Origin of the sequence: Thermocatellispora tengchongensis, assembly GCF_014202315.1 — a bacterium.
Lineage (GTDB): Bacteria > Actinomycetota > Actinomycetes > Streptosporangiales > Streptosporangiaceae > Thermocatellispora > Thermocatellispora tengchongensis.
In genome coordinates, this window is record NZ_JACHGN010000020.1 from 147,185 (window position 1) to 162,369 (window position 15,185).

The following is a 15,185-nucleotide window of genomic DNA, read 5'->3' on the forward strand; positions in this document are numbered from 1 at the left end:
AGAGGGTGCGCCGGTTCACATTGCCGACACATATCACCAGGTCAGAAACGTCCATGACACACGGGTGAGTGGTCGCACGTCATCTTCGCGCGATGTCTTGTCCTGACTGGAATACCGGTATACCGTCCAGCCTCACGAGGCGGACCCGGCCGGCCGACGCGCGGCCACGGGGTCCCACGGGGGTCGTGCCAACCATCCATCTCAAGCCGCGCGCCTCTGCCGCTGCTCACCCACAGGAGACCGCCTTGGAGCAGTTCCCAGAACAGGCGTCCATCGCCTGGATCATGTCCGCCTTCATCTACACCGTCGGCGCCGTCGCCGTGGTCCTCGTCCTGCTCGGCCTGGTCTTCATCGACATGGGCATGGTCCGCGAGCGCAACGTGCTCGACACCGTCGTGCAGAAGATCGGCGGCGCGATGCTCGCCGGCCTGGGCACGCTGCTGATCGGCTACCCGATCTGGCAGTGGCAGTTCAACCAGGCGTTCGGCCTGGACGCCCCGCTGTGGCGGGCGGTCAAGGACTGGTGGCTCGGCGGTGGGTACACCACCACCGCCTCGCGCCACATCGACCCGGCCGCGCTGCCCGAGGCGGACGTGCTGCAGATCTTCCTGGTCTTCTTCGTCACCTTCAGCATGGCCACCGCGGGCCTCATCCACTCCGGCGTGGTCGAGCGGATCAGGTCGCTGCCGTTCTACGTGATGTCGTTCGTCCTCGGCGCCGTGCTCTCGCCGGTGGTCGGCTACCTGTGCTGGGGATCGCTCTCGCCGCTGACGCTGCGCGGCACGCACGACTTCGAAGGAGTCTTCCCGCTCTACATCACGGCCGGGACGTTCGCCCTGGTGCTCGCCTGGCGGGTGGGCCCGCGCCTCGGCGCCTTGACCCCGCACGCCGGCGGCGCCGCGCCGGCCCCGCACCGGCCGGCGTACCTGGCCGCCGGCTCGCTGCTGATCGTCTTCGCGCTGCCGTTCGTCACCATCGGCAGCGGCTACATCGTGCCCGACGCCGGGTTCTTCGGCATCTCCTTCACCGAGAGCGGCATCGGGCTGGTCATCGTCAACCTGTTCGCCGCGCTCCTCGGCGGCGCCGTCTCCGGCCTGGCGCTGGCCCACCGCCGCCGCGAGGCGAGCTGGGCGCTGCTGGGCCCGATCGCCGGCGTGGTGATCTGCGGCACCCTGCTCGACATCGGCACCGCCTGGGCCTGCCTGCTCCTGGGCGCCGCCGGCCCGCTGGTCGCCGCGGCCACCGCCGCGCTGGTGCGCCGCCTCGGCGTGGACGACCCCAAGGTGGCGCCGCTCGCCCTGGGCCCCGGCGTGGCCGGCGCCGTCGCCACCGGCTTCATCGAGTGGGGCACGGCCACCGGCGGGTACATCGGCCTCAAGGGCGAGTACGCCGTGGGCGTCGCGGAGATCACCCCGTGGTGGCAGCTCATCGGCGTCGGCGCGACGATCGTGGTCGTGGGGGTGCCCGCGCTCCTGATGTGCCTGATCTTCGAGCGTTTCGGCGGGCTGCGGATCAGCGAGGCGGCCGAGCTGGACGGCATCGACGCCCACCACTGGGGCGTCCCGGCCGCGGCCGGCCGCGGCGAGAGCGAGCCCGCGCTGACCTGACCGTACGGGTGCGGGCGGGCGCGATGCGGCCCCGCCCGCACCCTGGGCCTCACCTGATCACCTGGGCGGATATCCTGGCATCGGGCGCGTACCGGGGCGTGGCGCCAGATCGTGCCGACGTGCCGACCATAGGGAGACACATGGAAGCCTGGGGGCGGGAACCCCTTCCCCTCGCCCAGCGGACCAGCGAGGGTGTGGCTCGCGTTCTTCGTTCCGAGATCTTCGCCGGCAAGCTGAGGGCCGGGGAGGCGCTGCCCGAGCGCGCCCTGGCCGCCCGGCTGCGGGTCAGCCGGACCCCGGTGCGGGAGGCCCTGTTCATACTGCAGAGCGAGGGCCTGGTCGAGCTGGTGCCCAACCGCGGGGCCTCGGTGCGCAGGATCACCGCCGACGATCTCACCGAGATCTACAGCATCCGCGGCCTGCTGGAGGGCCACGCGGCCGAGCTGGCGGCCGAGCGCTGCTCCGAGGAGCAGCTCGACGCGATGGAGGACGCGCAGATCCGGCTGCGCCGCATGGTGTCCCGCGGCTCCGCGGCCGACCAGGCCGCCGCCGACCTCGCCTTCCACACCGCCCTGAGCGAGGCCACCGGCAGCCCGCTGCTGACCAGCCTGTTGTCACAGGTGCTGGCCTTCACCGTCAGCTTCCGCGCCAACTACCGATACCCCGAGGCCCGCAGCCAGACCGCCCTCGCCGAGCACCAGGACATCTTCGAGGCCATCCGCTCCCGCGACGCCGCTCTCGCGGGCCGCCTGATGCGCGCCCACGTCGAGTCCTCCTGCCGGTTCGCGCTGGAGCAGTTCCACGCGGGCGACCAGGAGGAGACCGCCACCGACGCGGCCCTGCTGTAGCCGCCCGGCGAACGCGCCGGGTCCTCCTCGCCGATACCCCGTGACCCCGCCTGTTTCGTGACCGCGCCTGTCACGTGACCGCGCCTGTCACGTGATCGCGCCGCGATGACACCGGGGCACGGTGCCGTCGCCCATCGCTATGCCGATGCAACCCGGACGAACGTAGCGTCACGGGCACTTCGCTGTGGCTTCGGTCACGTTCCGCAAGGAGTATCGGCATGAGGACGGACCTGCACGTGTCGGGAAGGGCTCTCGCCAAGGAGGACCTGCTTCGGCACTACCGCGTGATGCGCACCATCCGGGAATTCGAGGAGAGGCTGCACCTGGAGTTCGCGACCGGCGAGATCCCCGGATTCGTCCACCTGTACGCGGGGGAGGAGGCCATCGCCGCCGGGTTCTGCGCGAACCTTCGCGACGACGACTACATCGCCAGCACCCATCGCGGCCACGGGCACGCCATCGCCAAGGGCTGCGACGTCAAGGGCATGATGGCCGAGATCTACGGCAAGGCCACCGGGATCTGCCACGGCAAGGGCGGGTCCATGCACATCGCCGACCTGGCGGTCGGCATGCTGGGCGCCAACGGTATCGTCGGCGGCGGCCCGCCCCTGGTCTGCGGCGTCGGGCTCAAGGCCAGGGTGACCGGCACCGACCAGGTGGCGGTCTCGTTCACCGGTGACGGGGGCTCCAACCAGGGCACGTTCCTGGAGAGCCTGAACCTGGCGGCGGTCTGGCGCCTGCCGGTCGTCTTCGTGGTGGAGAACAACGGCTACGCCGAGTCCACCGCGCCCCGGTTCCACCAGTCCGGGATCGACGTCGCCAAGCGGGCCGACGGCTTCGGCCTGCCCGGAGTGGTGGTGGACGGGCACGACTTCTTCGCCGTGTACGAGGCGGCGCGGGAGGCGATCGAGCGGGCGCGCGCGGGCGGCGGGCCGTCGCTGATCGAGTGCAAGGTCCTGCGGTACTACGGGCACTTCGAGGGCGACCAGCAGTCCTACCGGGAGCCGGGCGAGGTCGAGAACGCCCGCGCGACCAAGGACTGCCTGCTGCTGTTCGAGCGGAGCACGGTGAACGCGGGGATCGTCGGCGAGGACGAGCTGCGGGCGATCGACAAGCAGGTGCTCGCGCTGATCGACGAGGCGGTCGCCGAGGCCAAGCAGGCGCCCGATCCCGTCCCCGCCGACCTTCTGACCGACGTCTACGTCTCGTACTGACCGGAGGACCCGATGGCACGCACCATCTCATACCAGCAGGCGATCAACGAGGCGCTCGCGCAGGAGATGCGCCGCGACCCGGCCGTCGTCGTGTTCGGCGAGGACGTCGCCGGCGGCATGGGCACCGAGCAGGACAAGGACGCCTGGGGCGGCGTGCTCGGCGTCACCAAGGGGCTGTGGCCGGAGTTCCCCGACCGCGTCCTGGACACGCCGATCAGCGAGTCCGCCTACATCGGGGCGGCGGCGGGAGCGGCCTCGGCCGGGCTGCGGCCGGTCGCGGAGCTGATGTTCGTCGACTTCATGGGCGTGTGCTTCGACCAGATCTTCAACCAGGCCGCGAAGTTCAAGTACATGTTCGGCGGCAAGGCGAAGACCCCCATGGTGATCCGCACCATGTACGGGGCGGGCATCCGCGCCGCCTCGCAGCACTCGCAGACCCTGTACCCGCTGTTCACGCACATCCCGGGGCTCAAGGTCGTCGTCCCCGCCACTCCTTACGACGCCAAAGGGCTGCTGATCCAGGCGATCCGCGACGACGACCCGGTGATCTTCTTCGAGCACAAGGTCCTCTACACGCTGCAGGGCGAGGTGCCCGAGGAGGCGTACACGATCCCGTTCGGGGAGGCGGAGATCGTCCGCGAGGGCGACGACGTCACCATCGTGGCCCTGGGGCGCATGGTGCACATGGCGGCGCAGGCCGCCGACACGCTGGCGGCCGAAGGCGTGGGCTGCGAGGTGATCGACCCGCGCACCACCTCGCCGCTGGACGAGGAGACGATCCTGGAGAGCGTCGAGCGCACCGGCCGGCTGGTGGTCGTGGACGAGTCCGGCCCGCGCTGCGGCATGGCGGCCGACATCGCCTCGCTCGTCGCCACCCGGGCCTTCGGCGCGCTGCGCGCCCCGATCCGCACCGTGACGCCGCCGCACACCCCGGTGCCGTTCAGCCCGGTCCTGGAGGACGCGTACGTCCCCGGCGCCGCCCGCGTGGCCGAGGCCGTCCGCTCGATCGCCGTGAAGGAGTCCGTGTGACCGAGATCCACCCCGTGGGCATGCCCAAGTGGGGGCTGTCCATGACCAAGGGCCAGATCATCGACTGGATCGCCGAGGTGGGCGACGAGATCGCCGCCGGTGACGACCTCGTGGAGATCGAGACCGAGAAGATCAACGGGGTGCTGGAGTCGCCGGTGGGCGGGGTGCTGCGGCGCCGCCTGGTCGAGAAGGGCTCCTGGGTGCCGGTCAGCGGGCTGGTCGCCGTCATCGCGGACCCGTCGGTGCCGGAGGAGGAGATCGACCGGTTCGTCGAGGAGTACCGGGCGTCCTGGGTCCCGGAGGAGGAGGGCGAGGAGCCCGCCGAGGCCGGTCCGGAGACCGTCGAGGTGGGCGGCCGCACCATCTCCTACGTCCGGCAGGGCGAGAGCGGCGATGCGGTCGTGCTGCTGCACGGCTTCGGCGGCGACCTCGGCAACTGGCTGTTCACCATGCCCGCCCTGGCGGAACGGCACCGCGTCTACGCGCTCGACCTGCCCGGACACGGCGGGTCCGACAAGAGCGTGGAACCCGGCGACCTGAACTCGCTGGCGCGCACGCTGCTCGGCTTCCTCGCGGTGCACGGGATCGACCGGGCCCACCTGGTCGGGCACTCCATGGGCGGCCTGGTGGCGATGGCGGCGGCGCTGCGCGATCCGCGGTGCGTCGCCTCGCTCGCCCTGATCGCGACCGCGGGCTTCGGCACGGAGATGAACGCCGCCTACATCGACGGCTTCGTCCGCGCCACCGGCCGGCGCGACCTCACGCCGGTGCTGCGGCTGCTGTTCGCCGATCCGGACGCGGTCACCCGCCGGCTCGTGGACGACGTGCTGAAGTACAAGCGGCTCGACGGGGTGGACGCGGCGCTGCGGCTGCTGGCCGGCGAGCTGTTCCCCGGCGGCGCGCAACGGCACGTGCCGGTGGACGAGGTGGCGCGGCTGGAGATCCCGACCCTGGTCCTGTGGGGCGACCGCGACCAGATCATCCCGCCGTCGCACGCGTCCCGCGCCCCCGCGCACGCCCGGATCGACCTGATCGAGGGCGCCGGTCACTCCCCCCACATCGAAAAGCCCGCCGACGTCAACCGCCTGCTCGCGAGTTTCCTGGCCGGCGAGTGACGTCGCCGAGAGGAGGAGGATCACGATGAGAGCCGCCAGGTTCCACGGCCGGGGGGACATCCGCGTCGAGGAGGTCCCCGAACCGCGGGTCCGGCCCGGGACGGTGAAGATACGCGTCGAGTGGTGCGGCATCTGCGGCACCGACCTGCACGAGTTCCTCGAAGGACCGATCTTCGTCCCGGCGCCTGGCAGCCCGCACCCGCTGACCGGCGAGGAGCCGCCGGTCGTCATGGGGCACGAGTTCGCCGGCGTCGTCACGGAGACCGGGCCCGGGGTCACCGGCCTGGCCGAGGGCGACCGGGTGGCGGTGGAGCCCTACCACACGTGCGGGAAGTGCCCGGCGTGCCTGGCGGGCCGGTACAACGTCTGCCACCACCTCGGCTTCATCGGGCTCTCGGGCGGGGGTGGCGGGTTCGCCGAGTACTGCGTGGTGGACGCCCTCAGGGCGCACCCGCTCGGCGACATCCCCACCCATCTGGGCGCGCTCGTCGAACCGCTCGCCGTCGGCCGCCACGCGGTGCGGATGTCGGGCGTACGGGCCGGGCAGAGCGCCGTCGTGTTCGGCGCGGGACCGATCGGGCTGGTGACCACGGCCTGCCTGCGCGCGGCCGGGGCCGGTCCCATCGTCGTCGTCGAGCCCGCGGCGGCGCGCAAGGCCAAGGCGCCCGCCGCGGGGGCGGACGTCGTACTGGACCCGGCCGAGACCGCCGTGCCCGAGGCGGTCGCCGACCTGACCGGCGGCGCGGGCGCGGACGTGGCGTTCGAGTGCGCCGGCATCGACAGCGTGCTCGCCCAGGCGATCACGTCGGTACGGGCCGGCGGCACGGTGGTGAACGTCGCCATCTGGGGGCGCCCGGCGGCGGTCCAGATGAACGACCTGGTGATGAAGGAGGTGAACGTGCTCGGGGTGCTCGCCTACTGCGACGACCACCCCGACACGATCCGGCTGCTCGCCGACGGGAAGATCGACGCCGAGCGGTTCATCACCGGCCGCGTCCGGCTGGAGGACATCGTAGAGCGGGGCTTCCGCGAGCTGATCGGCAACAAGGACGAGCACGTGAAGATCCTCGTCCGGCCGTAGCCGGCCTCGTCCGGCCCTGGCCGGTCAGGGGAGGCGGCGGACGCGCGGCGGGACGGCGCGGGGCCCGGCCTGGGCGCGGCGCAGCCGCAGCAGGCGGGCCTCGTGCTCGGCCTGGGCCGACAGCCGGTCGTGCCGGGCGATGAGCGCGGCCCGGCGCGGGTCGGCCTGCGGCAGCCGCGACAGCAGCCGCGACAGCGCCTCCAGGTCCTCCCGGCCGTCCTTCAGCTCCGTCCACCGCAGCAGGGCCGCCGGGTCGCCCCGGTCGATGACCGCCCGCCGCACCGCGGCCGTCAGCTCCTCCCGCTCGGCGCGGACCGCGGGCGCGTCCGACATCGGCAGCAGGGCGCCGCGGTACGCGGCCATCACCTCCGTGACCCGGCCCTCGTCGAGCAGGCGGCGGACGGTGACGAAGTCCGCCTCGACGTCCGCCGCCAGCCGGTACGGCTTGGCCTCGACCAGGCCGCCGAGCAGCCCGCGCAGCCGGTGCATCTCCGCGCGTACCGTCACCGGGTTGCCGGCGTCGCCGTACAGGTGGGCGGCGAGCTGGTCGGCGGTGAGCCCGCGCGGATACAGCGCCAGCATCGTCAGCAGCTCGGCGTGCCGCAGCGTCAGCGGCCGGGACCGCCCGGCGAACACGGCCGTCGGCGGGCCGTCGCCCAGGAAGGCGAGCGTCAGGGCGGGCCGGTACCCCCGCGGACGCCCCGGCTCCGCCGGGCGCACCAGGAAACCGCCCGGGACGGGCTCGGCGACCGCGAGATCACCGGTGGGCAGCAGGCATTCCCCGCCTTCCTCGGGAACGGCCAGGCGGCCGTCGATCCACCCGGCCGGCGACGTGGCGAGGACCCGTCCCGACGGGCTCAGCAGCGCGCCCGGCGCGCCGCCCAGCCGGTCGAGGTGGGGCATGTTCCGCCGGCGCAGCCCTTCGTCCCGGGCGAGCATGCGGATGCGCAGGTGCTCCTCGGCGAGCCGGGCCGCGCCGGTGACGAGCGTGGACGTGGCCGGGTGGATCGTCTGGAACGGCCCGCTGACGTCCACCACGCCGAGCAGGGCGTCGGTCTCGGGGTCGCGGATGGGCGCCGCCGCGCACGTCCAGACGTGCTGACCGCTGGCGTAGTGCTCGTGGGCGTAGATCTGGACGGGCCCGCCGATCGCCAGCGCGGTCCCGATCGCGTTGGTCCCCACGGTGTCCTCGGTCCACGTCACGCCCTCGACGAACTGGAAGCGGTCGGCCAGCTTCCGCACCTCTCGCTGCCCGTCCATCCACAGCACGTGGCCCTCGGCGTCCGTGATCACCATGACGTGCAGGGACTCCTCGGCGACGCACAGGAGCGTGGAACGCAGCAGCGGGAGCACCTGGGCGAGCGGGTGGGCGGCCCGTATCTCCAGAACCGTCTTGGGATCGACCAGGCTCAGCGACTGCTGCCGGTCGGGGTCGAGCCCGGCGCGCAGGCACCGCAACCAGGACTCGGAGACCACGGACCGGGGGACCGCGGGCGCCCGGTCCCCGCTGAGGACGGCGTGCCGGACCTCGGCCAGGAGGGGGGCGAAACCCGCGGTGTCGGTCGCGATCTGGGTGGTGGACAACTGCTGGCCGGCGTCCATCGGCACCTCCCCACGTGAATACGGTCGAAGCAGGGCGCGCGCGCCCGATCAGTCGATGATGGATGCCCGTAACGTCCCGGACAAGGCATCGCAACTCCGATGCAACCCTTACGGGCTTACCCAACTGCCATGACCGTTACCGTCAGGGGCGGATCGGACTGGGCGCCGGCTCTCGGCGGGAGGGGATCAGGCGGATGCGCGGACGACCAGGGCGGGCTCGAAGATGACCGAGGTCGGCGGGCGCCCCGGCTGGTCGATGTGCTCCAGCAGGAGGCGGGCCATCTCGGCGGCCATGTCCTCCACCGGATGGCGGACCGTGGTGAGCGGAGGGCGGCAGGCCGTCGCGGCGCTGCTGTCGTCGAAGCCGACCACGGCGACGTCGCCCGGCACCGCCCGGCCGTGGTGCCGCAGCACCAGCAGGGCCCCCTGGGCCATCAGATCGTTGGCCACGAAGACGCCGTCGAGATCGGGATGCTCGGCCAGCAGGCGCTCCATGGCCGCCTCGCCGCTGTGGTAGGTGAAGCCGCCCTCGGCGCAGGGGATGTACGGGTGGCCGTGCGCGGCCATCGCGTCCTGGAAACCGGCCAGGCGGGCCTGGCTGGCGGGCACGTCCAGCGGGCCGGAGATCGTCGCGATCCTGCGGCGCCCCTGGGCGACGAGGTGGTCGGCGGCCAGCTTCGCGCCGGCTCGGTGATCGACGTCCACGTAGCTGATCGGGATCGCCCGCGCGGGCCTGGCGAACAGCACGGCCGGCAGTTTCGCCTCGGCGAGGAGCGCCGGGAGCGGGTCCTCGGCGTGGGTCGAGACCAGGAGCGCGCCGTCGGCGTCGCCCTGCCGCAGGTAGGTGAGCACCTGCGCCCGGGTCTCGGCGGTCTCGGCGAACATCAGGACCGGATGGATGCCCCGGGGACGCAGGAAGCCCACGATGCCGCCGGCGACCCGGCCGAAGAAGGGGTCGGTGAACACCTGGCTGGGGAAGGGATCGTCCTGGCTCCCGCCGCCCGCGCCGGAGACGACCAGGGCGACGGTCCCGGTGCGGCGCGTGACCAGTGAGCGGGCCGCCCGGTTGGGGACGTAGCCGGTGGCGGCGATGGCCCGCCTGACCGTCTCCTGGATCGCGGGATCCACGTTGCGGATGCCGTTGATCACCCGGGAGACGGTGGCGCGGGAGACCCCCGCCGCCCGGGCCACGTCCTCCAGAGTGGGCGATGATCCCGATGACGGCGGGAGACCTTGCCTCATTGCGCCTTTATAGCACATCGACCGGAGAGCGCTCTCCCGCAGGTCGGCGCGCCGATCGCTTCACCCGCCGAGGCGTGTGGTGGCCCGCAGCGGCAGGTCGGCGGCCGAGCGGCCGGCGAGCACCGCGAAGACGCCCGGTTCGGTGCGCCAGGCGCCGTCCCCGGCCGACCAGTGCTGGAAGGCCCGTGCCGGGAGGTCGAGCGCGACCTCGACGCTCTCGCCCGGCGCCGCGTCCGCCAGGGCGTATCCGGCCAGCCACCGCGTGGGGCGGGCGACGGCCGTGTCCGTCCGCGACAGGTAGACCTGGACGACCTCGCGCCCGGCGCGCCCGCCGGTGTTGCGCACCCGCACCCGGACCCGCAGCGGAGTGCCCGGCGCCGCCTCCCCGGGCACGGACAACCCCTCGTAGGACCAGGACGTGTAGCCCAGCCCGTGCCCGAACCAGTACGCGGGCGCCTCGGCCTCCCGCAGCCAGGCGCGGTAGCCGATGTCCAGCCCCTCGGCGTAGGCCAGCACGCCGTCCTCGGGGACGGTGGTGGCGAGCGCCCGCCCGCCCCAGGTGGTGGGCAGCCGGCCGCCGGGTTCGGCACGGCCGAACAGCACGTCGGCCAGCCCGTGCCCGGCCTCCTGCCCCGGAAACCAGCTCAGCAGCAGCGCGGGCACCTCCTCCCGCCACGGCAGCGTGACCGGGCCGCCCGAGTTGACGACCACGACCGTGGCCGGGTTGGCCGCCGCCACCGCCCGGACGAGCTCGTCCTGACGGCCCGGCAGGTCCAGGCTCTCCCGGTCCACGCCCTCGCTCTCGACCGCGCCGGTGGTGCCCACCACGACGACGGCCACGTCGCAGGAGCGCGCGAGCTCGACCGCGGCGGCCAGTTCCACCTCCTCGCCGCGCCGGGGCGGGTCGGCGGCCAGGATCGAGGCCACACCGGTGCCCGGGGCGAGCCGCCGCCGGAAGACGAGCTCCACGTCCCGGCCCGCGGCCATCTCCAGACGGGCGCGCCGATACGGCGGGGACAGGTGCACCGTGGCGGGGTCGTCGGTGTCCCGCTCCACCTCCTCATCGACCAGGACACGGCCGCCGGCCTCCAGGGTGAGGCGCCCCCATCCGGCGACGGCCACGTCCCATGGGCCATCGGCGTCCGGGCGCAGGACCGCCCGGATCTCCACGACGGCGGCGCGGGCCACCCGGGCCGGCTCCAGGATGCGGCCGGTCAGCCGGTGCTCGGCGTGCACCTCCGCACCGGCGGCGTCCAGCAGCCGGACCAGCACCCCCGGCTCGCCGGTGCGGGGGTCGCGCGCGTTGCCGGTGCCCAGCGGGGTGGGATGGTCGCCGGCGTGGACACCGGGGGAGTGGAGCACCTCCGCCGCGCCGGAGAGCGCCTCCCGGACCCCGTCGAGCGGGGACACGACGCGGACCGGGTACACGCCCGCGCTCCCGCCGCCCTGGATCCGGGCGGTGGCCGCGTTCGGCCCGAGCACGGCGACCCTGCGCAGCCGCGCCGGGTCCAGAGGGAGCAGCATGCCCTCGTTGCGCAGCAGCACCGTCCCGGCGGCGACGGCCCGGCGCAACAGCGCACGCGCGGCGTCATGACCGTCGCCGTCCAATGGGCCGGCACACGCAGCCGCCCCGCCGACCCCGGCGACTGGCGTGGGCCCTGCGGCAGGCGCAGGCGCAGGCGCAGGTGCGGCGTCATGACCGTCGCCGTCCAATGGGCCGGCACACGCAGCCGCCCCGCCGACCTCGTCGACTGGCGTGGGCCCTGCGGCAGGCGCAGGCGCAGGTGCGGCGTCATGACCGTCGCCGTCCAACGGGCCGGCACACGCAGCCGCCCCGCCGACCCCGGCGACTGGCGTGGGCCCTGCGGCAGGCGCAGGTGCGGGTTGGGTGGGGGGTATGGAGTGGGTTGGTGCGTCTTGGGTTGGGGGTGTGGCTTGGGTGGCTCGTGCCGCTTGGGTTGATGGTGCGGGTTTGGTCGACGGTGCCGGTTGGGTGGGGGGTGCCGGTTGTGCCGGTGCCCGTTGGGTCAGTGGTGCCGGTTGGGTCTGTCGTGCCGCTTGGGTCGGGGTCGCTGGCTGGGCCGCAGGCGCGGGCTCGGCCCCAGCCACAGGCACGGGCTCGGCCGCAGGCACGGGCTCGGCCGTAAGGGCGAAGCCGAGCGCTGGTACGGCCGGTCCGGCCGGTGCCGTTGGTGCCGCCGGTGCCGTCGCTGCGGTCGGTGCGGTCGCTGCCGCCGCTGCCTCCGGTACGCCCGGAGCGGGCGGACCGGGGGAGTGGGCGGGGCCGTCGGGGTTGGGGGCGTCGCCGGTGAGGTCCAGTGCGCCGACCCGGGCGGCCAGCCGGAGCAGGCGGCGGACCTTGTCGTCGATGGCGGCCTCCGGCACCTCGCCCGCGCGCACCGCGGCGACCAGTGCCTCCCCCCAGGGGCCGTGCGGGCCGGGCATGGCCAGGTCCTGCCCGGCCCGGGCGGCCGGGCCGGTGGAGCGCACGCCTCCCCAGTCCGACACCACGACCCCGTCGAAGCCCCACTCTCCCTTCAGCGGCTCGGTCAGCAGCGGGCTCTGCGACATCGTGGTCCCGTTCACCGCGTTGTAGGCCGACATGACGACCCAGACGCCCGCTTCCACCGCGGCCTCGAAGGGCGCGAGGTACACCTCGCGCAGGGTCCGTTCGTCGATGCGGACGTCGAGCGTGAGGCGTTCGGTCTCGGAGTCGTTGGCGACGTAGTGCTTGGCGGTGGCCGCCACCCCGCCCGCCTGGACGCCGCGGATGAGCGCGGCGCCGATCCGGCCGGTCAGCAGCGGGTCCTCGGAGAAGCACTCGAAGTGGCGCCCGCCGAGCGGCGAGCGGTGCAGGTTGAGCGTCGGGGCGAGCACGACGTGGACGTTCTTGCGCCGCGCCTCGGCGGCGAGCAGTCCACCCAGCCTGCCGACGAGATCCTCGTCCCAGGTCGCGGCGAGCGCGGTCGCGGAGGGCAGGGTCAGCGAGGTGCTGCGCTCGTCCCAGCCCTCTCCGCGCACGCCGGCGGGGCCGTCGGAGGTCACCATGGCCGCCAGTCCGATGTCCGGCTCGGCGTGGGTGCGCCAGACCGTCGCTCCGGTGAGCAGCCTCACCTTTCGTTCCAGGTCCAGTTTCTCCACCAGGCGGTCGAGGTCGTCGGTACGCAAGCGGGTTCCCTTCGATCGTTGGAGAGCGCTCTCCAAGCGGCGTCGTCAGCCCAGCCGGAGGGCGTCGAGCAGGGCGCGCTGGGTGGTGCGGGACCGCTCGACGGCGGCGGCCAGGGCCCTGGTGGCGGGGTCGGCGCCGGCGGCCTGTTCCGACCGGGCGACCGCGGCCGACCGGTCCAGGTGCTCGCGCAGGTGCCCGGCGAAGAGCCGGTCGAAGGCGGGGCCCGTGGCCGCCTTCAGCTCGGCCAGGCCGGCGGCGGTGACCATCCCCGGCATGTCGTGCCCCTCGTGCTCGCCGGACGGGGGCAGGCCGGTGCGGCCCAGTGCCTCCCTCAGGCGCGCGAGCTCGGCCAGGTGGGCGTGCCGGAACCGGGCGGCCAGCCGCCGTACGGCCGGATCGTGCCCGCGCCCGGCACCCAGGTCGAGCAGGGGCAGCACCCGTTCGTCCATCGGGATCATGAGCTGGAGCCACGCGACGTCGGTGGCGTTGAAGCCGCCCGGCGCCGTGGCGGGAGCGGCGGTCGCGGTGGGGGACCCGTGCCGAGCGCCCGGCCCGGCCGGGGCCGTCCGGGCGGCACAGCCGGAGCCCAGCCCGATCACCAGGGCGATCACCAGGCCGGACGTGAGGAGCACGGCGAGCGCCGTGCGGGGGTGTCCCGCCGTCGCCCTGTCCGGGACCGCGGCGGTCTTCCCCGCGCCGCCGGGGATGTGGCGCCGGTCGCTGTCGGCTTCTCCCATGGGGCCTTTCTCCGCAGGTGAGCGCGATGCCCGGCCCGGCCGGCGGGTTCCGGCGCGGGTGCCGGGCATCGCGGGGTCAGGACGAGCCGGAGGTCAGGGCAGCTCGAAGTCCTCGGTGAGGGCGGCGCCGCGGTGCGGCTTGTACTGGTCGTAACCGCGAGGGTCGCACTGGAGGCCGCCGTTGATGCAGTGGGTCACCAGCGCGTCGAGGATCGCGGGATCGTCCCAGGCGTTGAAGAAGTCGTAGTGCCAGGAGTAACCCCGGCCACTGGACAGCCGGGCCTGGGACAGGTCGCCGTCGGCCGGGAAGGCGATCTTGAATTCCAGCATCGGCACCGCCACCGGGTGGCTCGCCGGGCAGTAACCGGCCACGGGGTAGGACATGTGGCTCTTGTGGTCGGGGCTGTCGAGGCGGACGCCGTCCCAGCAGCTCGGCGCCTGGTAGCGGACGTTCACCTGGGTGCCCGCCGGGCACGTGCGCGGGATGTCCCAGCTACGGGAGATGTCCCCGCACTCGAAGCCCTCGACGGCCCCGGGGGAGTCGCGGAACTGCTCCAGGGTCGCCGTCGGGCTGCCCACGACGAAGCGCAGGCCCTGCGGGAAGGGCTGCACCCGCCAGTACTCCAGGATGCCGGACTTGTAGTAGATGACCTGAGGGCCGGTCGGCTGGATCAGCTCGTCGCCCTTGTAGAAGCTCGGGAACCAGTAGGCCGACCGGTCGTGCGGATTGGTGCAGGAGGTGCCGCCGGCGAGGAGCGACGACGCGGTGCTGTTCGCGTCGGTCGTCCGGTTGCCGACGAAGGTGTGCATGTGGGAGGCGCCGGGCAGGCCCGGATAGACGATCGGGTCGTCGGGCCGGTTCGCCGTCACCGAGCAGTTGGCCTGGAACTCGTGGTGCGTCACCTCGTCGGTGAAGGTCGGCTTCGGCCTCGGCGTCGTCCCGGCGCCGCCGGTGCCGTAGACCTGGAACTCCCACAGCGAGTAGCCGTAGCCGGTGGCGCGCGCGGTGCCGTACATGCGGACGTAGCGGCCGGTGCCGCTCACGTCGAGGGTCTGGACGCCGCCGGCGCCGGTCGTGGTGGAGTACACGCCGGTCCAGTTCGCGCCGTCCGCGGAGACCTGGATCGTGAAGGCGGTGGCGTACGCGCCCTCCCAGTCCAGGACGACGCGGGAGATCGTGGCGGTGCCGCCGAGGTCGACCTGGAGCCACTGCGGGTCGGCGGCGGCGCTGGACCAGCGGGTGGCGCGGCTGCCGTCGAAGGCCGCTCCGGCGCCGTACGCCCCTCCTTCGACGGAGGAGGCGGTCGCGGGCCGGCCCTGGGAGAGCGGCGTGTCGGCCGCGGCGACGGGGACGACGGTGGCCAGGACGGTCGCGATCAGCGCGGCGACGGTGGCCAGCGCGACGATCGCCGGCCGTGAGCGGAGCCTGACGGGACTTCGGGAGGAGTGCATGGGTCTCTCCTTCGACGGGGGGATCGCCGTGCGGGGACGACGGCGTAGGAGAGCGCTCTCCGAGAGCGTGACCCCTCGCGTACGCGGTT

General features: G+C 73.7%; 11 protein-coding genes. 6 read left to right on the plus strand and 5 right to left on the minus strand.

The genetic code is table 11. The features are described 5' to 3' along the window. Positions 1-245: 245 nt before the first annotated feature. The 6 genes from HNP84_RS37595 to HNP84_RS37620 all read left to right on the plus strand — a co-directional run bounded on the left by HNP84_RS37595 (position 246) and on the right by HNP84_RS37620 (position 6,894). Positions 246-1,607: an ammonium transporter gene (locus HNP84_RS37595; protein WP_185054786.1), complete on the plus strand. Its 1,362-nt coding sequence runs from the start codon at positions 246-248 to the stop codon at positions 1,605-1,607. A 194-nt stretch (positions 1,608-1,801) separates the two neighbouring features. Further along, entirely contained in the window at positions 1,802-2,455 is a 654-nt protein-coding gene (locus HNP84_RS37600; protein WP_185054787.1) for a GntR family transcriptional regulator, read from the plus strand. 218 nt (positions 2,456-2,673) lie between these two features. Then, positions 2,674-3,669 carry a thiamine pyrophosphate-dependent dehydrogenase E1 component subunit alpha gene (locus HNP84_RS37605; protein ID WP_185054788.1) on the plus strand — a complete coding sequence of 332 codons (996 nt, stop codon included), beginning with the start codon at positions 2,674-2,676 and terminating at the stop codon, positions 3,667-3,669. Positions 3,670-3,681: 12 nt separating this feature from the next. After that, positions 3,682-4,698, plus strand: coding sequence for an alpha-ketoacid dehydrogenase subunit beta (locus HNP84_RS37610; protein ID WP_185054789.1), 1,017 nt, complete (start codon positions 3,682-3,684; stop codon positions 4,696-4,698). Beyond that, a complete protein-coding gene (locus HNP84_RS37615) occupies positions 4,695-5,813 on the plus strand; it encodes an acetoin dehydrogenase dihydrolipoyllysine-residue acetyltransferase subunit (protein WP_185054790.1) in 1,119 nt (372 codons plus the stop codon). The genes HNP84_RS37610 and HNP84_RS37615 overlap by 4 nt, the downstream gene beginning before the upstream one ends. A gap of 25 nt (positions 5,814-5,838) precedes the next feature. Then, complete coding sequence (locus tag HNP84_RS37620; protein WP_185054791.1) at positions 5,839-6,894, plus strand: 2,3-butanediol dehydrogenase; 1,056 nt, start codon at positions 5,839-5,841, stop codon at positions 6,892-6,894. 24 nt (positions 6,895-6,918) lie between these two features. Here the strand turns inward: HNP84_RS37620 and HNP84_RS37625 are convergent, their stop codons facing one another. The 5 genes from HNP84_RS37625 to HNP84_RS37645 form a co-directional block, all read right to left on the minus strand. Next, positions 6,919-8,496 carry a helix-turn-helix domain-containing protein gene (locus tag HNP84_RS37625; RefSeq protein WP_185054792.1) on the minus strand — a complete coding sequence of 526 codons (1,578 nt, stop codon included), beginning with the start codon at positions 8,494-8,496 and terminating at the stop codon, positions 6,919-6,921. Between the two features lie 186 nt (positions 8,497-8,682). Beyond that, on the minus strand, positions 8,683-9,738 hold the full coding sequence (locus HNP84_RS37630) for a LacI family DNA-binding transcriptional regulator (RefSeq protein WP_185054793.1): 1,056 nt from the start codon (positions 9,736-9,738) through the stop codon (positions 8,683-8,685). Positions 9,739-9,798: 60 nt separating this feature from the next. After that, on the minus strand, positions 9,799-12,906 hold the full coding sequence (locus HNP84_RS54060; RefSeq protein WP_185054794.1) for a glycoside hydrolase family 3 C-terminal domain-containing protein: 3,108 nt from the start codon (positions 12,904-12,906) through the stop codon (positions 9,799-9,801). Between the two features lie 45 nt (positions 12,907-12,951). Next, on the minus strand, positions 12,952-13,644 hold the full coding sequence (locus tag HNP84_RS37640; protein ID WP_185054795.1) for a DUF305 domain-containing protein: 693 nt from the start codon (positions 13,642-13,644) through the stop codon (positions 12,952-12,954). Positions 13,645-13,737: 93 nt separating this feature from the next. Then, positions 13,738-15,096 (minus strand): DUF1996 domain-containing protein, encoded by a 1,359-nt coding sequence (locus HNP84_RS37645; RefSeq protein WP_185054796.1) that lies wholly within the window; start codon positions 15,094-15,096, stop codon positions 13,738-13,740. Positions 15,097-15,185 lie beyond the last annotated feature (89 nt).